The following is a 15,476-nucleotide window of genomic DNA, read 5'->3' on the forward strand; positions in this document are numbered from 1 at the left end:
CCTTAAAATATGTCGATAAACGCACCCAACATTAATGGCAAGGCTACGGCCAACAACACGTATGATGCAATTGTAATAGGATCGGGCATAAGCGGCGGATGGGCTGCAAAAGAACTTACCGAACGCGGCCTTAAAACCATTATGCTTGAGCGTGGCTCAAACTATGAACATATAAAAGATTATAAAACAGCGCAATATAACCCATGGGATTTTGAGCACCGCGGCAATGTAACCCAGCAGCAGCGTAAACAACGCCCGGTAATATCGCGCAATTGGGGAGCGCAGGAAGCGGTGATAGATGCATGGGCCAATGAGCAGGATGCACCTTATGCAGAGGTGAAACCGTTTAACTGGTGGCGATCGTACCGTTTGGGTGGCCGCTCTATTTTATGGGGCCGCCAAAGCTATCGCTGGAGCGATCTTGATTTTGAAGCAAACGATAAAGATGGCTGGGCGATTGACTGGCCTATCCGTTATAAAGATATTGCACCCTGGTATGACCATGTAGAGAAGTTTGCGGGCATCAGCGGTTCCGTAGAAGGCATCCCCAACCTGCCCGATGGGCACTTTTTACCGCCAATGGATCTGAACTGGGTAGAGCGTGATGTGGCGGCAAGTATTAAAAAACAATTCGGCAGGCATATGATCATTGGGCGGGTGGCTAACCTAACCAAACCTATCCCTTACCGTACTGCCTGCCAGTTCCGTAACCGTTGCTGGGAGGGATGTCCTTTCGGCGGATATTTCAGCACACAGTCATCAACTCTGCCTGCAGCGTTACGTACCAGAAAATTAACTGTGAGGCCTCAATCAATAGTGACCAGGATATTGTATGATAAAGACACCCAAAAAGCCAAAGGCGTAGAGGTGCTCGATGCTGTAACCAACAAAACGTATGAATTTTACGCCAAGGTGGTGTTTGTGAACGCATCGGCATTAAATAGTGCCTGGGTGCTGATGAATTCGGCAACAGATATTTGGGAAGGCGGCCTGGGCAGCAGCAGCGGCGAACTTGGCCATAACATTATGGATCATCATTACAACCTTGGCGCAAGCGGCGAGGTGGAAGGTTATGACGATAAATACTATTACGGCCGCAGGGCAAACGGGCCATATATAGTACGTTTTGCCAACGTGGGTACCGATAAGCGCGATTATTTGCGTGGATTTGGTTACCAGGGTGGTGCAGGCCGTAACGGATGGAGCCGCGAAATAGCCGAAATGAATATCGGTGCTGCTTATAAAGATGAGTTATCTGAACCGGGAGCCTGGAGAATAGGCTTTGGTGGTTTTGGCGAATTATTGCCTTACCATGAAAATAAGATAACCCTCGATAAAACCCGTAAGGATAAATGGGGCTTGCCCATATTATCTATGGATGCCGAGATAAAGGATAACGAGAAGAAGATGCGTATAGATATTGTAAAGGAAGCCAAAGCAATGCTGGAAGCAGCAGGCGTTAAAAATGTAGAAACGCACGACAGCGGTCACAATATTGGCGATGGCATCCACGAAATGGGTACTGCGCGTATGGGCCGCGACCCCAAAACATCGGTACTGAACGGCAACAATCAGGTTTGGGATGCCAAAAACGTGTTTGTAACCGACGGCGCCTGCATGACCTCATCCGCCTGCCAAAATCCATCGTTAACTTATATGGCGCTTACCGCACGTGCAGCCAATTTTGCTGCGGATGAATTGAAAAAAGGAAACCTTTAAAATCGATTTAAGAGAAAAGAATCAAGATACAAGACTGGATCAGATTCAGGAATCAAGACACAAGACTAAAAACACAACTATGAAGATCAAAAATATTGTTACTACCTTAATGCTTATCTGTTTGGTTACAGCTATAAGTTGTGCTAAGCCAAAACCCAAAGTGCTTATTTTTTGTAAAACAGCGGGCTTTCATCATGAGTCGATAACGGTAGGGATTCCTGCTATCATAAAACTGGGCAGGGAGAATAACTTTGATGTAGATACCACCACCAATTCAGCATTATTTACTACTGACAATTTAAAGCAATATGCCGCGGTAATATTTTTGAGCACTACAGGCGATGTGCTGAATGCCGGGCAGCAAACTGCTTTTGAACAGTATATAAAAGCTGGGCACGGTTTTGTAGGTGTACATGCCGCTACCGATACCGAGTATGATTGGCCATGGTACGGTAACCTGGTAGGCGCTTATTTTAAAAGCCATCCCAGTAAACAGCAGGAGGCGAACCTGAATATTGTAGACAGGAATTTTATTGCCACTAAGCATTTACCCGCAACGTGGCGCAGGCTTGATGAATGGTACAATTACAAATGGATAGCTAATGACCTGCATGTACTGATCAAGATAGACGAGAAGAGCTACACCGGCGGTGAGAATGGCGATAATCATCCTATGAGCTGGTATCATAGTTATGATGGCGGTCGTGCTTTTTATACGGCTCTTGGCCATACCGATGCATCATACGCCGATCCGCTTTATTTAAAACATTTGCTGGGTGGTATACAATATGCGATAGGGAAGAAGTAATCGATTCATCATTGCGAGCGTAGCGTAGCAATGACGCGTGGATGAATGATAAAAGTTAATTCCACAAAAAAGGCCGCCTCATAAACTGAAGCGGCCTTCTTTATAATTAAGCATCTTATTAATCTAAGCCACCGTGGCGGTTAGCTTTTACGGGCTCAGGCCATTTACCCGGTTGGCCGTTGCGGCCTGCAGGTAAGTTAGTAGATTTATCGCGTGGTAGTTTTGCGGGGTCTTCGCTGGCCATGTAAATTAATATGGCAGTAAGGATTGCATTGCTTCGCAGGTCGTCAAAAACTACTTTATCGTAAGTGTCGCGGTTGGTGTGCCAGGTATAGTTACCATACGACCAGCTGTTTGAGCTTAACGAGAAACCAGGTGCGCCTACAGCAACAAATGATGCAAAGTCAGACCCGCCGCCGCCCGGTGAACCGGGGAAACTGGTTTTTATCTGGTGACGGATGGTATCCGGAACCGCCTCTAACCAACGGCTGATGAAATCGCCTGCTTTTTCAAAACCTTGTCCGCCAATGTTAACCACGCGTCCTGTACCGTTATCCTGGTTAAATAAAGCCTGAAGGTTGGCAACAATCTCCGGGTGATCTTCAACAAACGCACGCGAACCGTTAAGGCCCTGCTCTTCGCTCGCCCAATGGCCAACAAGTATGGTACGTTTTGGATGCGGATAAACCTTTTTAAGAATGCGCATAGCCTCCATCATGGTTAGGGTACCTGTACCGTTATCGGTAGCCCCGGTGCCGCCATCCCATGAATCAAAGTGGGCCGAAAGCATCACGTATTCGTTTGGTTTTTCGGTGCCTTTTATCTCGCCAACCACGTTAAAGGTTGGTACAACACCAAGTTCTTTTGATTCCGCCTGTATGGTGATCTTTGGTTTTTCGTTGTTATCGGCAAGGCGGTACAGCATACCGTAATCCTCTAAAGCAATATCAACGGTAGGGATGGTTTTGGTATAAGCGCCAAATATTTTATCAACCCCAAAACCTGCGCTCCAGTTATTGGTAACAATACCGGCAGCGCCTGCTTTTTCAAGCGCAACGGGTAAGGTACGGGTGTTAAAACCAGTATTGCTAATGCGTTTGCGCCATGCATCGGTTTGGGCAGTGCGGGCAGCTTTCATTTTATCAATAGATCCGCTTAGGGCAAATTCCTTCCAGTTATCATCGGGCCTTCCGGTTGGTTGGTTCATAGATATCATTACAAATTTGCCTTTAACTGCAGGCAGCCATTTTTGGAAAGCTACAGAATCGGTCACTTCGGGTAAAATAATAACCTCGGCGGTAACCGGTTTTTTCATCCCGGGGCTCCAGGCAAGTTGTGTACCTTCAATGCTGTGTACGCGTGGGTAAACCATATCAATGTGGGTTATACCACGCTCCCAGCCGCGCCATTCTCCCCATTTTTCCTGGCGGGCTGTAATGCCCCAGCCTTTGTATTTGTCGAGCGCCCATTTGCCGGCTTTGTCGAAACCGGGGGTGCCTACCAGGCGCGGGCCAATACCGTCAAACAACTCGTGCGCCAGTTTTTCCAGCTGCGAGTTATCGGTGGCTTCCTTCACAATATTATCAACAACCGCGTTTTTAGTTTGCGCAAACGTGGTGCTACCGGCAAACAATGCCGATGCCATAATTAGTTTGGTAAAATTTTTCATATCAGTTTGATATAGGGCTTAGTTAGTTTGTATAGCGAATGTATAAAATGCAGGGCGCAAAACATATTATGAATGGTGATGTAACAAGTTTGTTAGAATTTTTAGTTGACTTTTAATCACAGAGAACACAGGGGTTTTCACAGAGAAACACAAAAGGAATATCGTATAGAATAATGAATATATACTTTGTGACCTTTGTGGTAGTCGATTTAGATTCTCCGTGTGCTCGTGGTTAAAAAAACTCAAACTTGGCCTGATTAATGCTTATTAATCAACAGATAAACATAATAAAGCATTATGGCACAGTTAGACGTTCAGCCCAAGCGCAAAAGCTCAGTATTTATATGGATCATATTTGCAATTTTAGCAATAGCTGCGGCTGTTTTGCTTTATAGGGGATGTAACCGTTCGGCACCTATAAGGGTCGACTCGACCGACACCGTTAAAAAGGACAGCGCAAAAACCGACAGCAATGTTATTGTAACCACACAGCCTGATTGGAACGCTATTGATTTTAACATTCCCAAAGCATCGCTGGATGAAGTGACCGATAGTGCCATTATTGTTAGGGGTAACGATAAATATACCATTTACAGCCTTGGCGAAAATATATTGTTCCCGCCTAATAAAAGCACGCTGCAATCTACCGCTGCCGGTAAATTGCACCAGGTGGCAGCATCGTTACTTAAGAGATACGAAACTTCAGAAATAGCTATATATGGACATGCTGACTCTATTGGGTCGGCAGGTGATAACAAAGCCCTGGGTGCAAATCGCGCTAATGCTGTTAGGGATTGGCTGGTAAATGAAGGCCATTTATCCGGAGCTAAGATTACCGTTCATTCATTAGGCGAACAAAAACCAGTGGCAACAAATGCTACCGAAAAAGGCCGTGCGCAAAACCGTAGTGTGGAGATTGTGGCTTACACGGGCGTGGAGAAAAAGTAATTTATACCTTTAAAATAAAAAGCAATGGCTACGACAGAAGATACAGATGATTACAATTTGCAGGAGTTAAGCGAAAGTGATTACGAGATAGTAGACGACCAGCCCGAAATATTTGGCTGGGATGTGAAAGATACACACCGCAATAAAGTAGGCGAGGTGTACGAATTGCTTTTTGACCCTGATACCCGGAAGGTCCGTTATATTGTGGTTGATATGGAAAGTAACGATGCCAACCTTGAAGAGGGGCGTGTATTGGTACCCATTGAAATTGCAGACTTTGATCTGGATAACGACGAAGTTAAACTGCCCGGTGTAAGTGTTACCAATTTATTGGCATTGCCGCTTTATGAACGGGGCCGCATAATAAATAAAGGAACCGATGAAGAGATCCGCCTTGCGCTTGATAAAGTTGAAAAAGACGCACCAATTCCACCGGGATCTATCCATGTAAGCAAAACAAAATTTTACCCCAAAAATGAAGAGGGCTTTATTGCGGGTGATGATAACGCTTAGGATTGTGTTGTCAGCCTCAGTCTGTAGAAACTATCTCAAAACATCATCCGTGACCTTGGCAATATCCGAAGCTATCTTATTGATAAACCCTAACTGATCTTTCATCAAAATATCCTCCTCTGTAAGGGGGATAGAGGTAATTTCCGACTTTGGTACACCATCCGTTTTTGGTGGTGCTACCGGCGGAATAATGCTTTCACCATCCAGTTTTCTATCGGTTTCCTTTAATACAGCGATGCTGCGCTTAACCAGCTTTAACATATCCGCATGGGGCGTTTTTTGCCCTGACCGCATAAGTGCCGAAGCAATATTAGCCGAGTAAGAGGCCAGGATGTGATTTAGCACAACAAATTTATGCAGGCCCTTGATATTGCGCTGTTTGCTTTTAGGTTCAGATGTCATCCGCTCAAATGTGGCCGATAAGTTGGCCGAGTTTACATAAACATCTTTACGTGCAAGCTTGTATTCGGTTATCTCTACCACCTTGCCCGATATGCTTTCAGAGATTTTCTGCAGATAATTGATATCGGCGGTGATAACTGATTTTAAGATCAGCTGGATCTGCTGGAATTCCCATGTAGGAAACAATACATAACTGGCAATAAACGCAATTCCCGAACCTATCAGCGTATCAATAACCCGCTCCTGGAAAACGTTGATGGTGCCCAGCCCTAAAAACTTAAACAGGATAAGTACGTATGGGGTCATGAATATTACTGCCACAATGTAGTTTATCCTCAAGAAACTATAAGTACCTATCATCAGCGCAACCAGTATAACAAATTGCGCAGTTTTACCGGGGATGAAATTTAGTATCATAATACCAATAGCGCCCCCGGCAATGGTACCTATTAAACGCTGGTAGTTACGCTGTTTTGATAAACTGAAGCCGGGTTTCAGTATCACAATAATGGTTAACAATACCCAATAGCTATGCCCGCCTAATGAAAAGTTTTTTGCGGTAATAAAGCCTACTAAACAAACCAAAGCAACCCTTAGGGCATGTTTAAAAGCACCTGAGTTAAGCGTAAGGTTATCCCAAAAGATATGCGGGGCAAAATCCTGATGGGTTACAAATTTAGAGTACTCTACACCGGTGGGGCTTTGTACTAAACTATCCGACGCTTTTGAATGGTAGTATTTATAAATATTGGAGATGCTTTTGCTCAGGTCGCGCAGGTTGATCAGGATCTTTTTTAACACCAGGTTGCTGGTTTCCTTATCATCGGTACCAATGGTGTCGATGCGGCGTTTCAGGTGTTCTAAGCGCAGTTCAAGGTTACTTAGCTTTTCGGGGCGGGTGTTGGCCAATACAGCATAGCCTATATTATCCAGGTCGTCGGCCACGTGTTGTAAAAAATCGGCTATTTCTGATAATACCCCGGTGTTTTCAAACTTCTCGCGGATGTAGGTGTAATCATAGTGAGTAGCCATGATCTGCTCAAACATATCTACCAGGTCAATAAAAGTAAGCACCAGTATCCTGCTGGCCGAAGTTGATTCTTTTACCAGTAACCGGCTTTTAAAAAGTATTTCTCTTACAGCATCCTGGTGGTTACTTACCTGTATCTGCTGCAAAACCAGTTTGCGATAATTTTCGTCAATGTCAGTACCTTGCTTATAAAAATCGGCTTTTATCCGCAGGAAACGAGCAATATCCGCGACGTTTTCGCCAAGGGTTTGCTGCGCTGCCCGATAGGGGCGAATACCGAAAAACACCAGGCTGAATATCATATACCACAGCCCGCCCGCTAAAATTGTTAGAGAAAATATGGGTACCTCAGGCGGGGGGACGGCCTTGTCCATCATAAATATCATCACCAGCAAAGCTGATGTGCCAATTGATGCCGCACGGTTGCCATAAACCGTAAGCATAGAGAAAATGAAAGAAAAGATGGTAATTTCCAGCCCTAAAGTAAATACGTTAAAACGGGCGTAACCGGTAATTAGCGCTACCAGGATGAGTATAAAATTACCTACAGCCATAGCGTTGCGCTTGTGCGAAATTGGCCCCGGTCCGTCTATCGTGCAGATACACAGCGCGCCTAACGACAGCGTAAGCCCCATATTAAAATCGCCAAGTTTCATTAGCACCAGCGCGGGGGTAATGATGCCAATGGTCATGCGCAACCCGTCAGAAAAATACTGACTATAAAAAAAGCTTTTTATTTCTCTTTTATGGTTGTTCATCTACTAATTATTGGGTGTTGATTTTATGTGGCAAAATTAAACAAATAAAACTTGTACAGTTTCGTAATAACAATTATTGCATTAAAATGTACTAACCGTTATTAATTTTTTAGTTTTTACAGTATTTTAATTTTAGATAGTTAAATTCACGGCGTAATAAACTATCTAATCTTTGTAAACCTGTACTCATTATGCCATCAACCTTAAGGCTCAGTCAAAAAGAATCTATCTTTAACCACGAAGTTGTAAAGCGGTTTGAGCTGTACAACAGCTTGTTTCAAACATTGCCTTTTTACCAGGTTAAGGATACAGGGATCTTGCTGCCATTCTTTAGTTCGCACTGCGATAAGGGGACGGCCGACCAGCTATCACCTACAGAGATCATCGAATCGTTTTTCAAAAAATACGTACCTAATGTTGACCATCGCGAGCAGATAAACCGCTTGTTTAGGTTTATACAATATATAGAGCGCCAGGTGGTTTTATTTGATGCCATTGAAGATTCATCATTTGCCAAGGTTGGCCGTGTTGATGATACCGGAACGCTGCAAAGCATGGTGCAGCAGGCATCGCAAAGCGAGCAGGCAAGGGCAAACATCAGCAGGCAACTAAAAGATTTTTCGTTAAGGCTGGTGCTTACCGCGCACCCTACTCAGTTTTACCCGGGCACTGTTCTGGGTATCATGACTGACCTGATAGAGGCGCTTAAAACCAACGATATCCCATCTATTGACGGATTATTGCAGCAGTTGGGTAAAACACCATTCTTTAACAAAACATCGCCAACCCCGGTTGATGAGGCTGTGAGTTTGGTGTGGTTCCTGGAGAATATATTTTATAATGCGTTATCGGGCATCCAGTCAAAATTGGAAGAAGAGTTTGATATTGAGGGTAACCCGCAGGTGCTTGAACTTGGCTTTTGGCCTGGTGGCGATCGCGACGGTAACCCCAACGTTACCACCGAAACTACCCGTTCGGTATCAACTTTATTAAGGCAAATTATTTACCGCTGTTACTACCGCGATTTCAGGAACCTGAAACGCCGCATCACTTTCAGGGGCTTTGCCGACACCATCAGCAAACTGGAAGCGGTACTTTACGATAACGCATTTAACCCGCAGGATAACCCGAAAGATCTGCAGCCTGAGTTGCTGAAACTACTCAGATCTATGCGCCAAACGCTGGTTACCGAGCACGATAGCCTGTTTGTGAACATTGTAGATAACCTGATCCAAAAGGTAAACTTATTCGGTTCGTACTTTGCCACACTTGATATAAGGCAGGATAGCCGCGTACTGCGCGATGTATTTAAATACACTACCGAAAAGGTTTATACCGGCGTACCGAAAAACTATGCAGAGATGAACGAGGAGGCTAAAATTAAAAGCCTGCCCTTTAACCAGGCCGATTTTAAATGCCCTGCAACTGCTGATAGCCTTATCCGCGATACACTGGACACCATCAGGCTGATGAAGCAGATACAGCACAGCAACGGTGAAAAGGGCTGCCAGCGTTTCATCATCAGTAACTGCCAACAGGCATCAGATATTTTGCAACTAATTGCCCTGTTTTTGTGGAGCGGATGGGAAAAAGATAAACTGAGTGTTGACTTTATGCCATTGTTTGAAACCGTTAACGACCTTAAACATGCCGCAGATGTGATGGAGAAATTATATACCCACCCGTTCTACAAAGCGCATTTAAAGAAACGCGGTAACAAGCAAACCATTATGCTGGGCTTTAGCGATAGCACCAAGGATGGTGGTTACCTGATGGCTAACTGGAGCATTTATAAAGCCAAGGTTGAGCTTACCGCCATGGCCCGCAAATACGATATTACACTGGCGTTTTTTGACGGCAGGGGTGGCCCGCCGGCACGTGGTGGTGGTAAAACACACCGTTTTTACGCGTCTATGGGTAAAGAAATTGCTAACGATCATATCCAGCTTACTATACAAGGGCAAACGGTGAGCTCACAATATGGGTCGGTAGAAACGGCGAGGTTCAATACCGAGCAGTTGATAAACGCAGGTATCATAAGCGCGCTGCACCCCAACCATAACGATTTGTTGGATAACAAGCATAAAGCCCTGATAGCCGAAATGGCCGAAGAAAGCCACGGCCTGTTTCTGGCGCTGCGCGAGCACCCGCTGTTTATGGAGTATCTGGAAAATTATAGTCCGCTTAAATTGCTATCGCAGATCAACATCAGCAGCCGGCCAACCAAGCGTAACGCGGGTGCCAAACTGAAGTTGGAAGACCTGCGCGCTATCAGCTTTGTTACTTCATGGAGCCAGTTAAAACAAAATATTCCCGGTTTTTACGGAGTGGGTACTGCTTTAAAGAAAATGAAGGACGGCGGTAAATGGAAAGAGGTGAAAGAGCTTTATCAAAACTCGGGTTTCTTTAAAACCATGCTGGATAACTGTATGATGTCTATGACCAAATCCGACTTTAGGGTTACGGCTTACATGGCTAAGGATAAAAAGTTCAGCGCTTTTTGGAAAGGGCTGAAAGCAGAATATGAGTTAACCCGCGAAATGCTGCTGGAACTTACCGATACCAAAGTATTGATGGAAGAGTTCCCGGTTGACAGGCGTTCGATAGCCATACGCGAGAAGATTGTATTGCCATTGGTTATTATACAGCACTATGCCCTGCAATGCCTTAATAATACCGACGATGAAGAGTTGATTGGTATTTATAACAAGCTGGTGATACGTACGGTGTACGGTATTGTGAACGCCGGAAGGAATTTGGCGTAAATGCCATAAGTACCACCGTTATTGTGAGATGCTATAGCGACGTGGCAATCTTCGAGATACATGCCGCCAAGTTTTTCTATCGAAGATTGCCACGCTACGCTCACAATGACGGTTGGGAGGATGTTAATCATTAAGTTTTTGTAAACAGAATGTGGTAATACGTGTTACGTAAGTATTATAAGCTTAATATTTACGATGAAAAGAACATTTAGTATCGCCTTCGCATTGGTTACCTTACTTATTGTGCAAGCTTGTAATAACAAAAAAGCCAAAAACTACAATAAAATAAATCAGGCTAACGAAGATGGGATTTCTTTCGTGAAAGATGCTCTTGAATCCGGCGCAGCCGAAATTAAGGTATCTCAACTTGCCTTAACAAATTCCCGTAACACAGAAGTGCTGGCATTTGCAAAAATGATCATTGCCGATCATACTGACGCGGATGCTGAACTGAGAAAGCTATCTGGCAGTAAGGTTGCGAACGACACACTTACTGTTGCCCACGAACATTTGGTAAGCAGCTTAACAGGTAAAAAGGGTCATGATTTTGATAAGGAGTACACACAGGCTATGGTTAACGACCATGAAAATGCCATAAAGATTTTTAAAGCCGGGGAAACCAACACAGACAAAAAGTTAAAAGATTTTGCCGGCAAAACGTTGCCAAAACTGCAGGAACATCTGAAACAGGCAAATGAAATATGTCTTGGTCTAAAATAGTTTTAATTGTTGTTCCAAAGGCGGTTTAGCTTTGCCAAAAACAGTTCGGCCACCGTATTTCCATGAATCATTCCTTTCTTTTTCTATCACCTGGTCAAAGTTGGCATTTGGGGTAAAGTCTTTTTCTGCCGCCTGGGCTATATTGGTGAGGCGTTTAATGGCTTCGCTTTTTTCACTGTTGCCCAATTTGGCTTTGTGGATGGCGGTTTGCAAAACACCTATGGTTTCATCGTAAACTTTTGTAGGTACAGGGAAGGGATGCCCATCTTTACCGCCATGCGCGAAGGAGAACCTCGCCGGGTCTTTAAACCTTGACGGCGTGCCATGGATCACCTCGCTTACCAAAGCTAATGATTGCAATGTACGCGGGCCAAGGCCTTGTAGCAGCAACAGGTCTTCAAAGTCCTTAGGTTGTTTTTCGTGTGCCAGCCACAGCACAGTACCCAGGCGTTTCAAGTCGACATCTTTTGCCTGCACATCATGGTGATTGGGCATTACAAGTTTCCTTATTTCTTTCAGCATGCGGTCGGGTTGTTCGGCGGCAATCTGCATTACACCTGTGCGCGAGCTATCAGCCAGTTTATCGGCCATGTTTAAAATAAAACCGTTGTTTTTCCCGTGGATGGCGGTATGGGGATCTTCAACAAATGAAGTTAGTTGTTCCGAATGCCAGTGGTAACGGCGGGCGGTGCTACTCAGGTCGCTCATGCCTTGTTGTACTACGGCCCATTTGCCCGTATCGCTTAAAATAAAGTTATGTGTATACAATTGAAAACCATCCTGTATAGCGGTATTATCAATCTTGGCGCTCAACTTGCTGCATTTTACCAAGTAGTTACCATCAAGCCCGGTGGTGTTGCAAACGTTCATCAGTTCCTGAGGAGTTTTGGTTGAGTGTTTGCCTTTACCGCCGCAAATATAAATACCCAGTTCGCGGCTGTGTGGATTGATAGACCGCTTTAACGCCCCCATAACCGATGTGGTGATGCCTGATGAATGCCAATCCATACCCATAACAGCGCCCAGGCTCTGAAACCAGAAGGGATCGCTCAGGCGGCGTAAAACCTCATCCTTTCCGTAATCCATTACAATAGTTTCTATTACTGCGAGGCCCAGTTTGGCCATACGTTCGGCGAGCCAAACAGGTACATAACCATAATGTAAGGGTAAATCGGCACTACCGGAACGCTTCATGCTAACAAAGTTAGCAATTTGTTTGAGATTATGAAAGAATACCACCTCTCGCGCGTCATTGCGAGCGTAGCAATCTTCTACATGCTCGTCGCCTGCCTTTCTATCGAAGATTGCCACGTCTCTATCGCTCCTCGCAATGACTGTTGGGTGAGGATAAGAGGCGTCTACGCCTCAAAAGAGACTTTCACATCGTTCCAAAACTCATCCAAAGCTATTATACGGGGTTTAAAAAAGGAGATCAGTTTTGGCCAGTCTTCCTGTTGGAAGATACTGACGGGGGAGAGCTCTGTATAAATCCTGCTGACGATTTTGCCGTATTCATCCTTACCATGCAGTTGCCATTGCCATTCTTCGCCAAGTGTATTGTGTAGCATGGTTTTGTAGGTGGCGAACTGCTCGAAAAATAATTCCTGCAGCTCTGCATCCGGGTGGGCTATTTCAATAGCAACGCTTGCCATTTTATTATCAGCCTGCGTTCTGAAATAGATGTGCTTTACACCGGTTTTATAATTGATCCAGTTGGTGCGCAGGCCTTCGGCAGATAGTACCGGGCCCATATATTGCCCAAACGCTGTCCAGAATGCCTGTTTTAACTGTGATGCCTGATCTTTAGAGTACATAGATATTTTTTAAACACGTTGTCATTTCGAGGGAAGCGCAGCGACGAGAAATCTTTTACACCAAACATTTGTTGAAGCGTGATGTACACTTGCAATTGTAAAAGATTTCTCCTCTTACCTCGTTCGAAATGACATTCGGCTAATTTATATTGAATTTCAAACTCAACTTCTCCTCCTGCGAATTACCACCCAGGATCAGCCTATACTCACCGGGGTAAATTTTCCATTTGTTAGTAGCCAGGTCCCATTTTTGCAACTCCCTAACAGGGATGCGAATGGTTGCAGTTTGTTGTGCCCCTTTAGTTACGCTTACACGTTTAAACCCCTTTAACTCCTTTAAAGGCATACGGTCAATCTTCGGATATTGAATATAGGCCTGTACCACTTCATCACCGTTAAAAGTGCCTGTGTTTTTTATATCTATGCTTATACTAATGGTGTCAGTAGCTTTATAGCTTGTTTTAAAGTTACCTGCTGCAGTGTAATCAAATTTTGTATAACTCATGCCGAAGCCAAACGGATATTGCACAGGGCCATCGTAATAGCGGTAGGTACGGCCTTTCATGTTGTAATCTTTATAATCGGGCAGGTTGCTCAATGCTTTATAAAATGTGACCGGTAAATGCCCCGACGGCGAAATATCACCAAACAAAATATCGGCCAGCGCATTGCCGCCCTGCTCGCCCGGGTACCAGGCCAAAATAACGGCATCGGCATAGGGGGCAATAGCTGCTACATCCACATCGCTGCCTGCTGTGATCACTGCTATAATGGGTTTCTTTACCTCGGCACGCAAACGTTTAAGATAAGCAATGTGGCTTGCGGGTAAATTTATATCCAGCTTATCGCCACCACCCGGGGCCAGGAAGGCATCGCCCTCTTCGCCCTCGTTAACCGGCGACAAGCCCAACACGGCAACCGTAACGTCTGCATTCCCCGCAGCCCAAATACCACCAAAATGAGTGGTGTCGCGGTTATCGGCCCCAAGGTCATACTCAACGCGGGCAGCGGGGCCAACAGCAGCGGTTATACCTTCTACAAAATTCACCACTTTACCTGTTCCGTGGTAGTTACCTATCAGTGCATCGTACGATGTTGCATTTGGCCCAACAACCATATAGCTGCTGTATTTACTTTTACTAAGCGGCAGCACATTATTATCGTTTTTTAAAAGCACCATGCTTTGTTGCGCCACTTTACGTGCAAGGGCAATGTGCTGCGCGTTATGCACGCTATCGGCACCGTAACCATGGTATGGATTAAGCGACGCATCATCATAAAAACCGAGTTTGAATTGTGTGCGCAGGGTGGCACATAAGGCCTTATCTACATCGCCAACTTTCAGCAAGCCGCGTTTTACGGCCTGCATTACATCGTTTTGAAGAAGGGTAGAGCAATCCAGGTCAACACCAGCTTTGATGGCCTCGGCAGCTACAATTACCTGGTCGGGTTGTGTTTTATGGCGAAGGTAAATATCATCTAAAGCGCCGCAGTCGGTAACCACATGGCCTTTAAACTTCCATTCATTCATCAAAATATCTTTAAGCAAAGTATTGCTGGTGCAGCAAGGTTCGTCGTTAACCCGGTTATAGGCACACATAATGCTTTCCACGCCGCCATCAACCAGGTACTTAAACGAGTATAGGTAGGTTTCGCGCAGATCTTTCTGATCTATTATGGCGTTAAACTCATGCCTGCCTGCTTCGGGGCCGCTATGTACGGCATAATGCTTGGCTGCGGCGCTGGCTTTTAAATAATGCGGATCATCACCCTGCAAGCCTTTTACAAACGCCCCACCCATACGCGAGGTAAGGAACGGATCTTCACCGTAGGTTTCCTGCCCACGGCCCCAGCGAGGGTCTCTAAATATGTTGATGTTGGGTGTCCAGAAGGTAAGGCCCATGTATTGCAGCCGCCTGCCCATCCCGGTTGACAGGTTATACTTTGCCCTGGCCTCGGTTGATATAGCGTTGGATACTTGTTTCAATAAGTCGTCATTAAAAGTTGCTGCCATGCCTATAGCCTGCGGGAAGATGGTTGCCTCGCCTGCGCGGGCAACACCATGCAGGGCTTCGTTCCACCAGTTGTAGGCAGGGATGCCCAGGCGCGGTACGGCTTTGCTTTGATAACCTAACAGGGCTATCTTTTCCTCTAAAGTAAGGCGCGATACCAGGTCTTTTACACGGACGTCTAAAGGCTGTTTACTGTCTTTATAGATAATTTTTTGCTGGCCGGAGACCATTATCGGTACAAAAAGTATCAATAGCAAATAATAAAATCGAATTTTCATATGGGCAGTATAAGGGAATGCTAACTTAAAAGAAATAGGC

The 15,476-nt window shown here is 45.1% G+C and carries 11 protein-coding genes; 6 read left to right on the forward strand and 5 right to left on the reverse strand.

The window, feature by feature from the left end; all coding sequences use genetic code 11:
• The first annotated feature begins 9 nt into the window (after positions 1 to 9).
• Together IDJ75_RS05600 and IDJ75_RS05605 are read left to right on the forward strand one after the other, a co-directional pair.
• Positions 10 to 1,719 (forward strand): GMC oxidoreductase, encoded by a 1,710-nt coding sequence (locus IDJ75_RS05600; RefSeq protein WP_191174599.1) that lies wholly within the window; start codon positions 10 to 12, stop codon positions 1,717 to 1,719.
• Positions 1,720 to 1,798: 79 nt separating this feature from the next.
• Positions 1,799 to 2,527, forward strand: coding sequence for a ThuA domain-containing protein (locus IDJ75_RS05605; protein ID WP_191174600.1), 729 nt, complete (start codon positions 1,799 to 1,801; stop codon positions 2,525 to 2,527).
• Between the two features lie 118 nt (positions 2,528 to 2,645).
• Here IDJ75_RS05605 and IDJ75_RS05610 read toward each other — a convergent pair whose 3' ends face one another.
• Positions 2,646 to 4,196: a M20/M25/M40 family metallo-hydrolase gene (locus IDJ75_RS05610; RefSeq protein ID WP_191174601.1), complete on the reverse strand. Its 1,551-nt coding sequence runs from the start codon at positions 4,194 to 4,196 to the stop codon at positions 2,646 to 2,648.
• Positions 4,197 to 4,493: 297 nt separating this feature from the next.
• On the opposite strand from IDJ75_RS05610, the gene IDJ75_RS05615 reads away from it, so the two are divergent.
• Together IDJ75_RS05615 and IDJ75_RS05620 are read left to right on the forward strand one after the other, a co-directional pair.
• Positions 4,494 to 5,144: an OmpA family protein gene (locus IDJ75_RS05615; RefSeq protein ID WP_191174602.1), complete on the forward strand. Its 651-nt coding sequence runs from the start codon at positions 4,494 to 4,496 to the stop codon at positions 5,142 to 5,144.
• A gap of 24 nt (positions 5,145 to 5,168) precedes the next feature.
• Entirely contained in the window at positions 5,169 to 5,657 is a 489-nt protein-coding gene (locus IDJ75_RS05620; protein WP_191174603.1) for a PRC-barrel domain-containing protein, read from the forward strand.
• Positions 5,658 to 5,687: 30 nt separating this feature from the next.
• Here IDJ75_RS05620 and IDJ75_RS05625 read toward each other — a convergent pair whose 3' ends face one another.
• Positions 5,688 to 7,847 (reverse strand): FUSC family membrane protein, encoded by a 2,160-nt coding sequence (locus IDJ75_RS05625; RefSeq protein WP_191174604.1) that lies wholly within the window; start codon positions 7,845 to 7,847, stop codon positions 5,688 to 5,690.
• Between the two features lie 191 nt (positions 7,848 to 8,038).
• On the opposite strand from IDJ75_RS05625, the gene IDJ75_RS05630 reads away from it, so the two are divergent.
• Complete coding sequence (locus IDJ75_RS05630) at positions 8,039 to 10,612, forward strand: phosphoenolpyruvate carboxylase (protein WP_191174605.1); 2,574 nt, start codon at positions 8,039 to 8,041, stop codon at positions 10,610 to 10,612.
• Between the two features lie 195 nt (positions 10,613 to 10,807).
• Positions 10,808 to 11,332 (forward strand): DUF4142 domain-containing protein, encoded by a 525-nt coding sequence (locus IDJ75_RS05635; RefSeq protein ID WP_191174606.1) that lies wholly within the window; start codon positions 10,808 to 10,810, stop codon positions 11,330 to 11,332.
• Here the strand turns inward: IDJ75_RS05635 and IDJ75_RS05640 are convergent.
• The 3 genes from IDJ75_RS05640 to IDJ75_RS05650 form a co-directional block, all read right to left on the reverse strand.
• Entirely contained in the window at positions 11,324 to 12,526 is a 1,203-nt protein-coding gene (locus tag IDJ75_RS05640; RefSeq protein WP_191174607.1) for a DUF763 domain-containing protein, read from the reverse strand. The genes IDJ75_RS05635 and IDJ75_RS05640 overlap by 9 nt on opposite strands.
• A 164-nt stretch (positions 12,527 to 12,690) precedes the next feature.
• Positions 12,691 to 13,146: a DUF4268 domain-containing protein gene (locus tag IDJ75_RS05645; protein WP_191174608.1), complete on the reverse strand. Its 456-nt coding sequence runs from the start codon at positions 13,144 to 13,146 to the stop codon at positions 12,691 to 12,693.
• A 139-nt stretch (positions 13,147 to 13,285) separates the two neighbouring features.
• Positions 13,286 to 15,436, reverse strand: coding sequence for a glycoside hydrolase family 3 N-terminal domain-containing protein (locus tag IDJ75_RS05650; RefSeq protein WP_191174609.1), 2,151 nt, complete (start codon positions 15,434 to 15,436; stop codon positions 13,286 to 13,288).
• Positions 15,437 to 15,476 lie beyond the last annotated feature (40 nt).

The sequence above is a fragment of the Mucilaginibacter rigui genome (assembly GCF_014773275.1).
GTDB lineage: Bacteria > Bacteroidota > Bacteroidia > Sphingobacteriales > Sphingobacteriaceae > Mucilaginibacter > Mucilaginibacter rigui_A.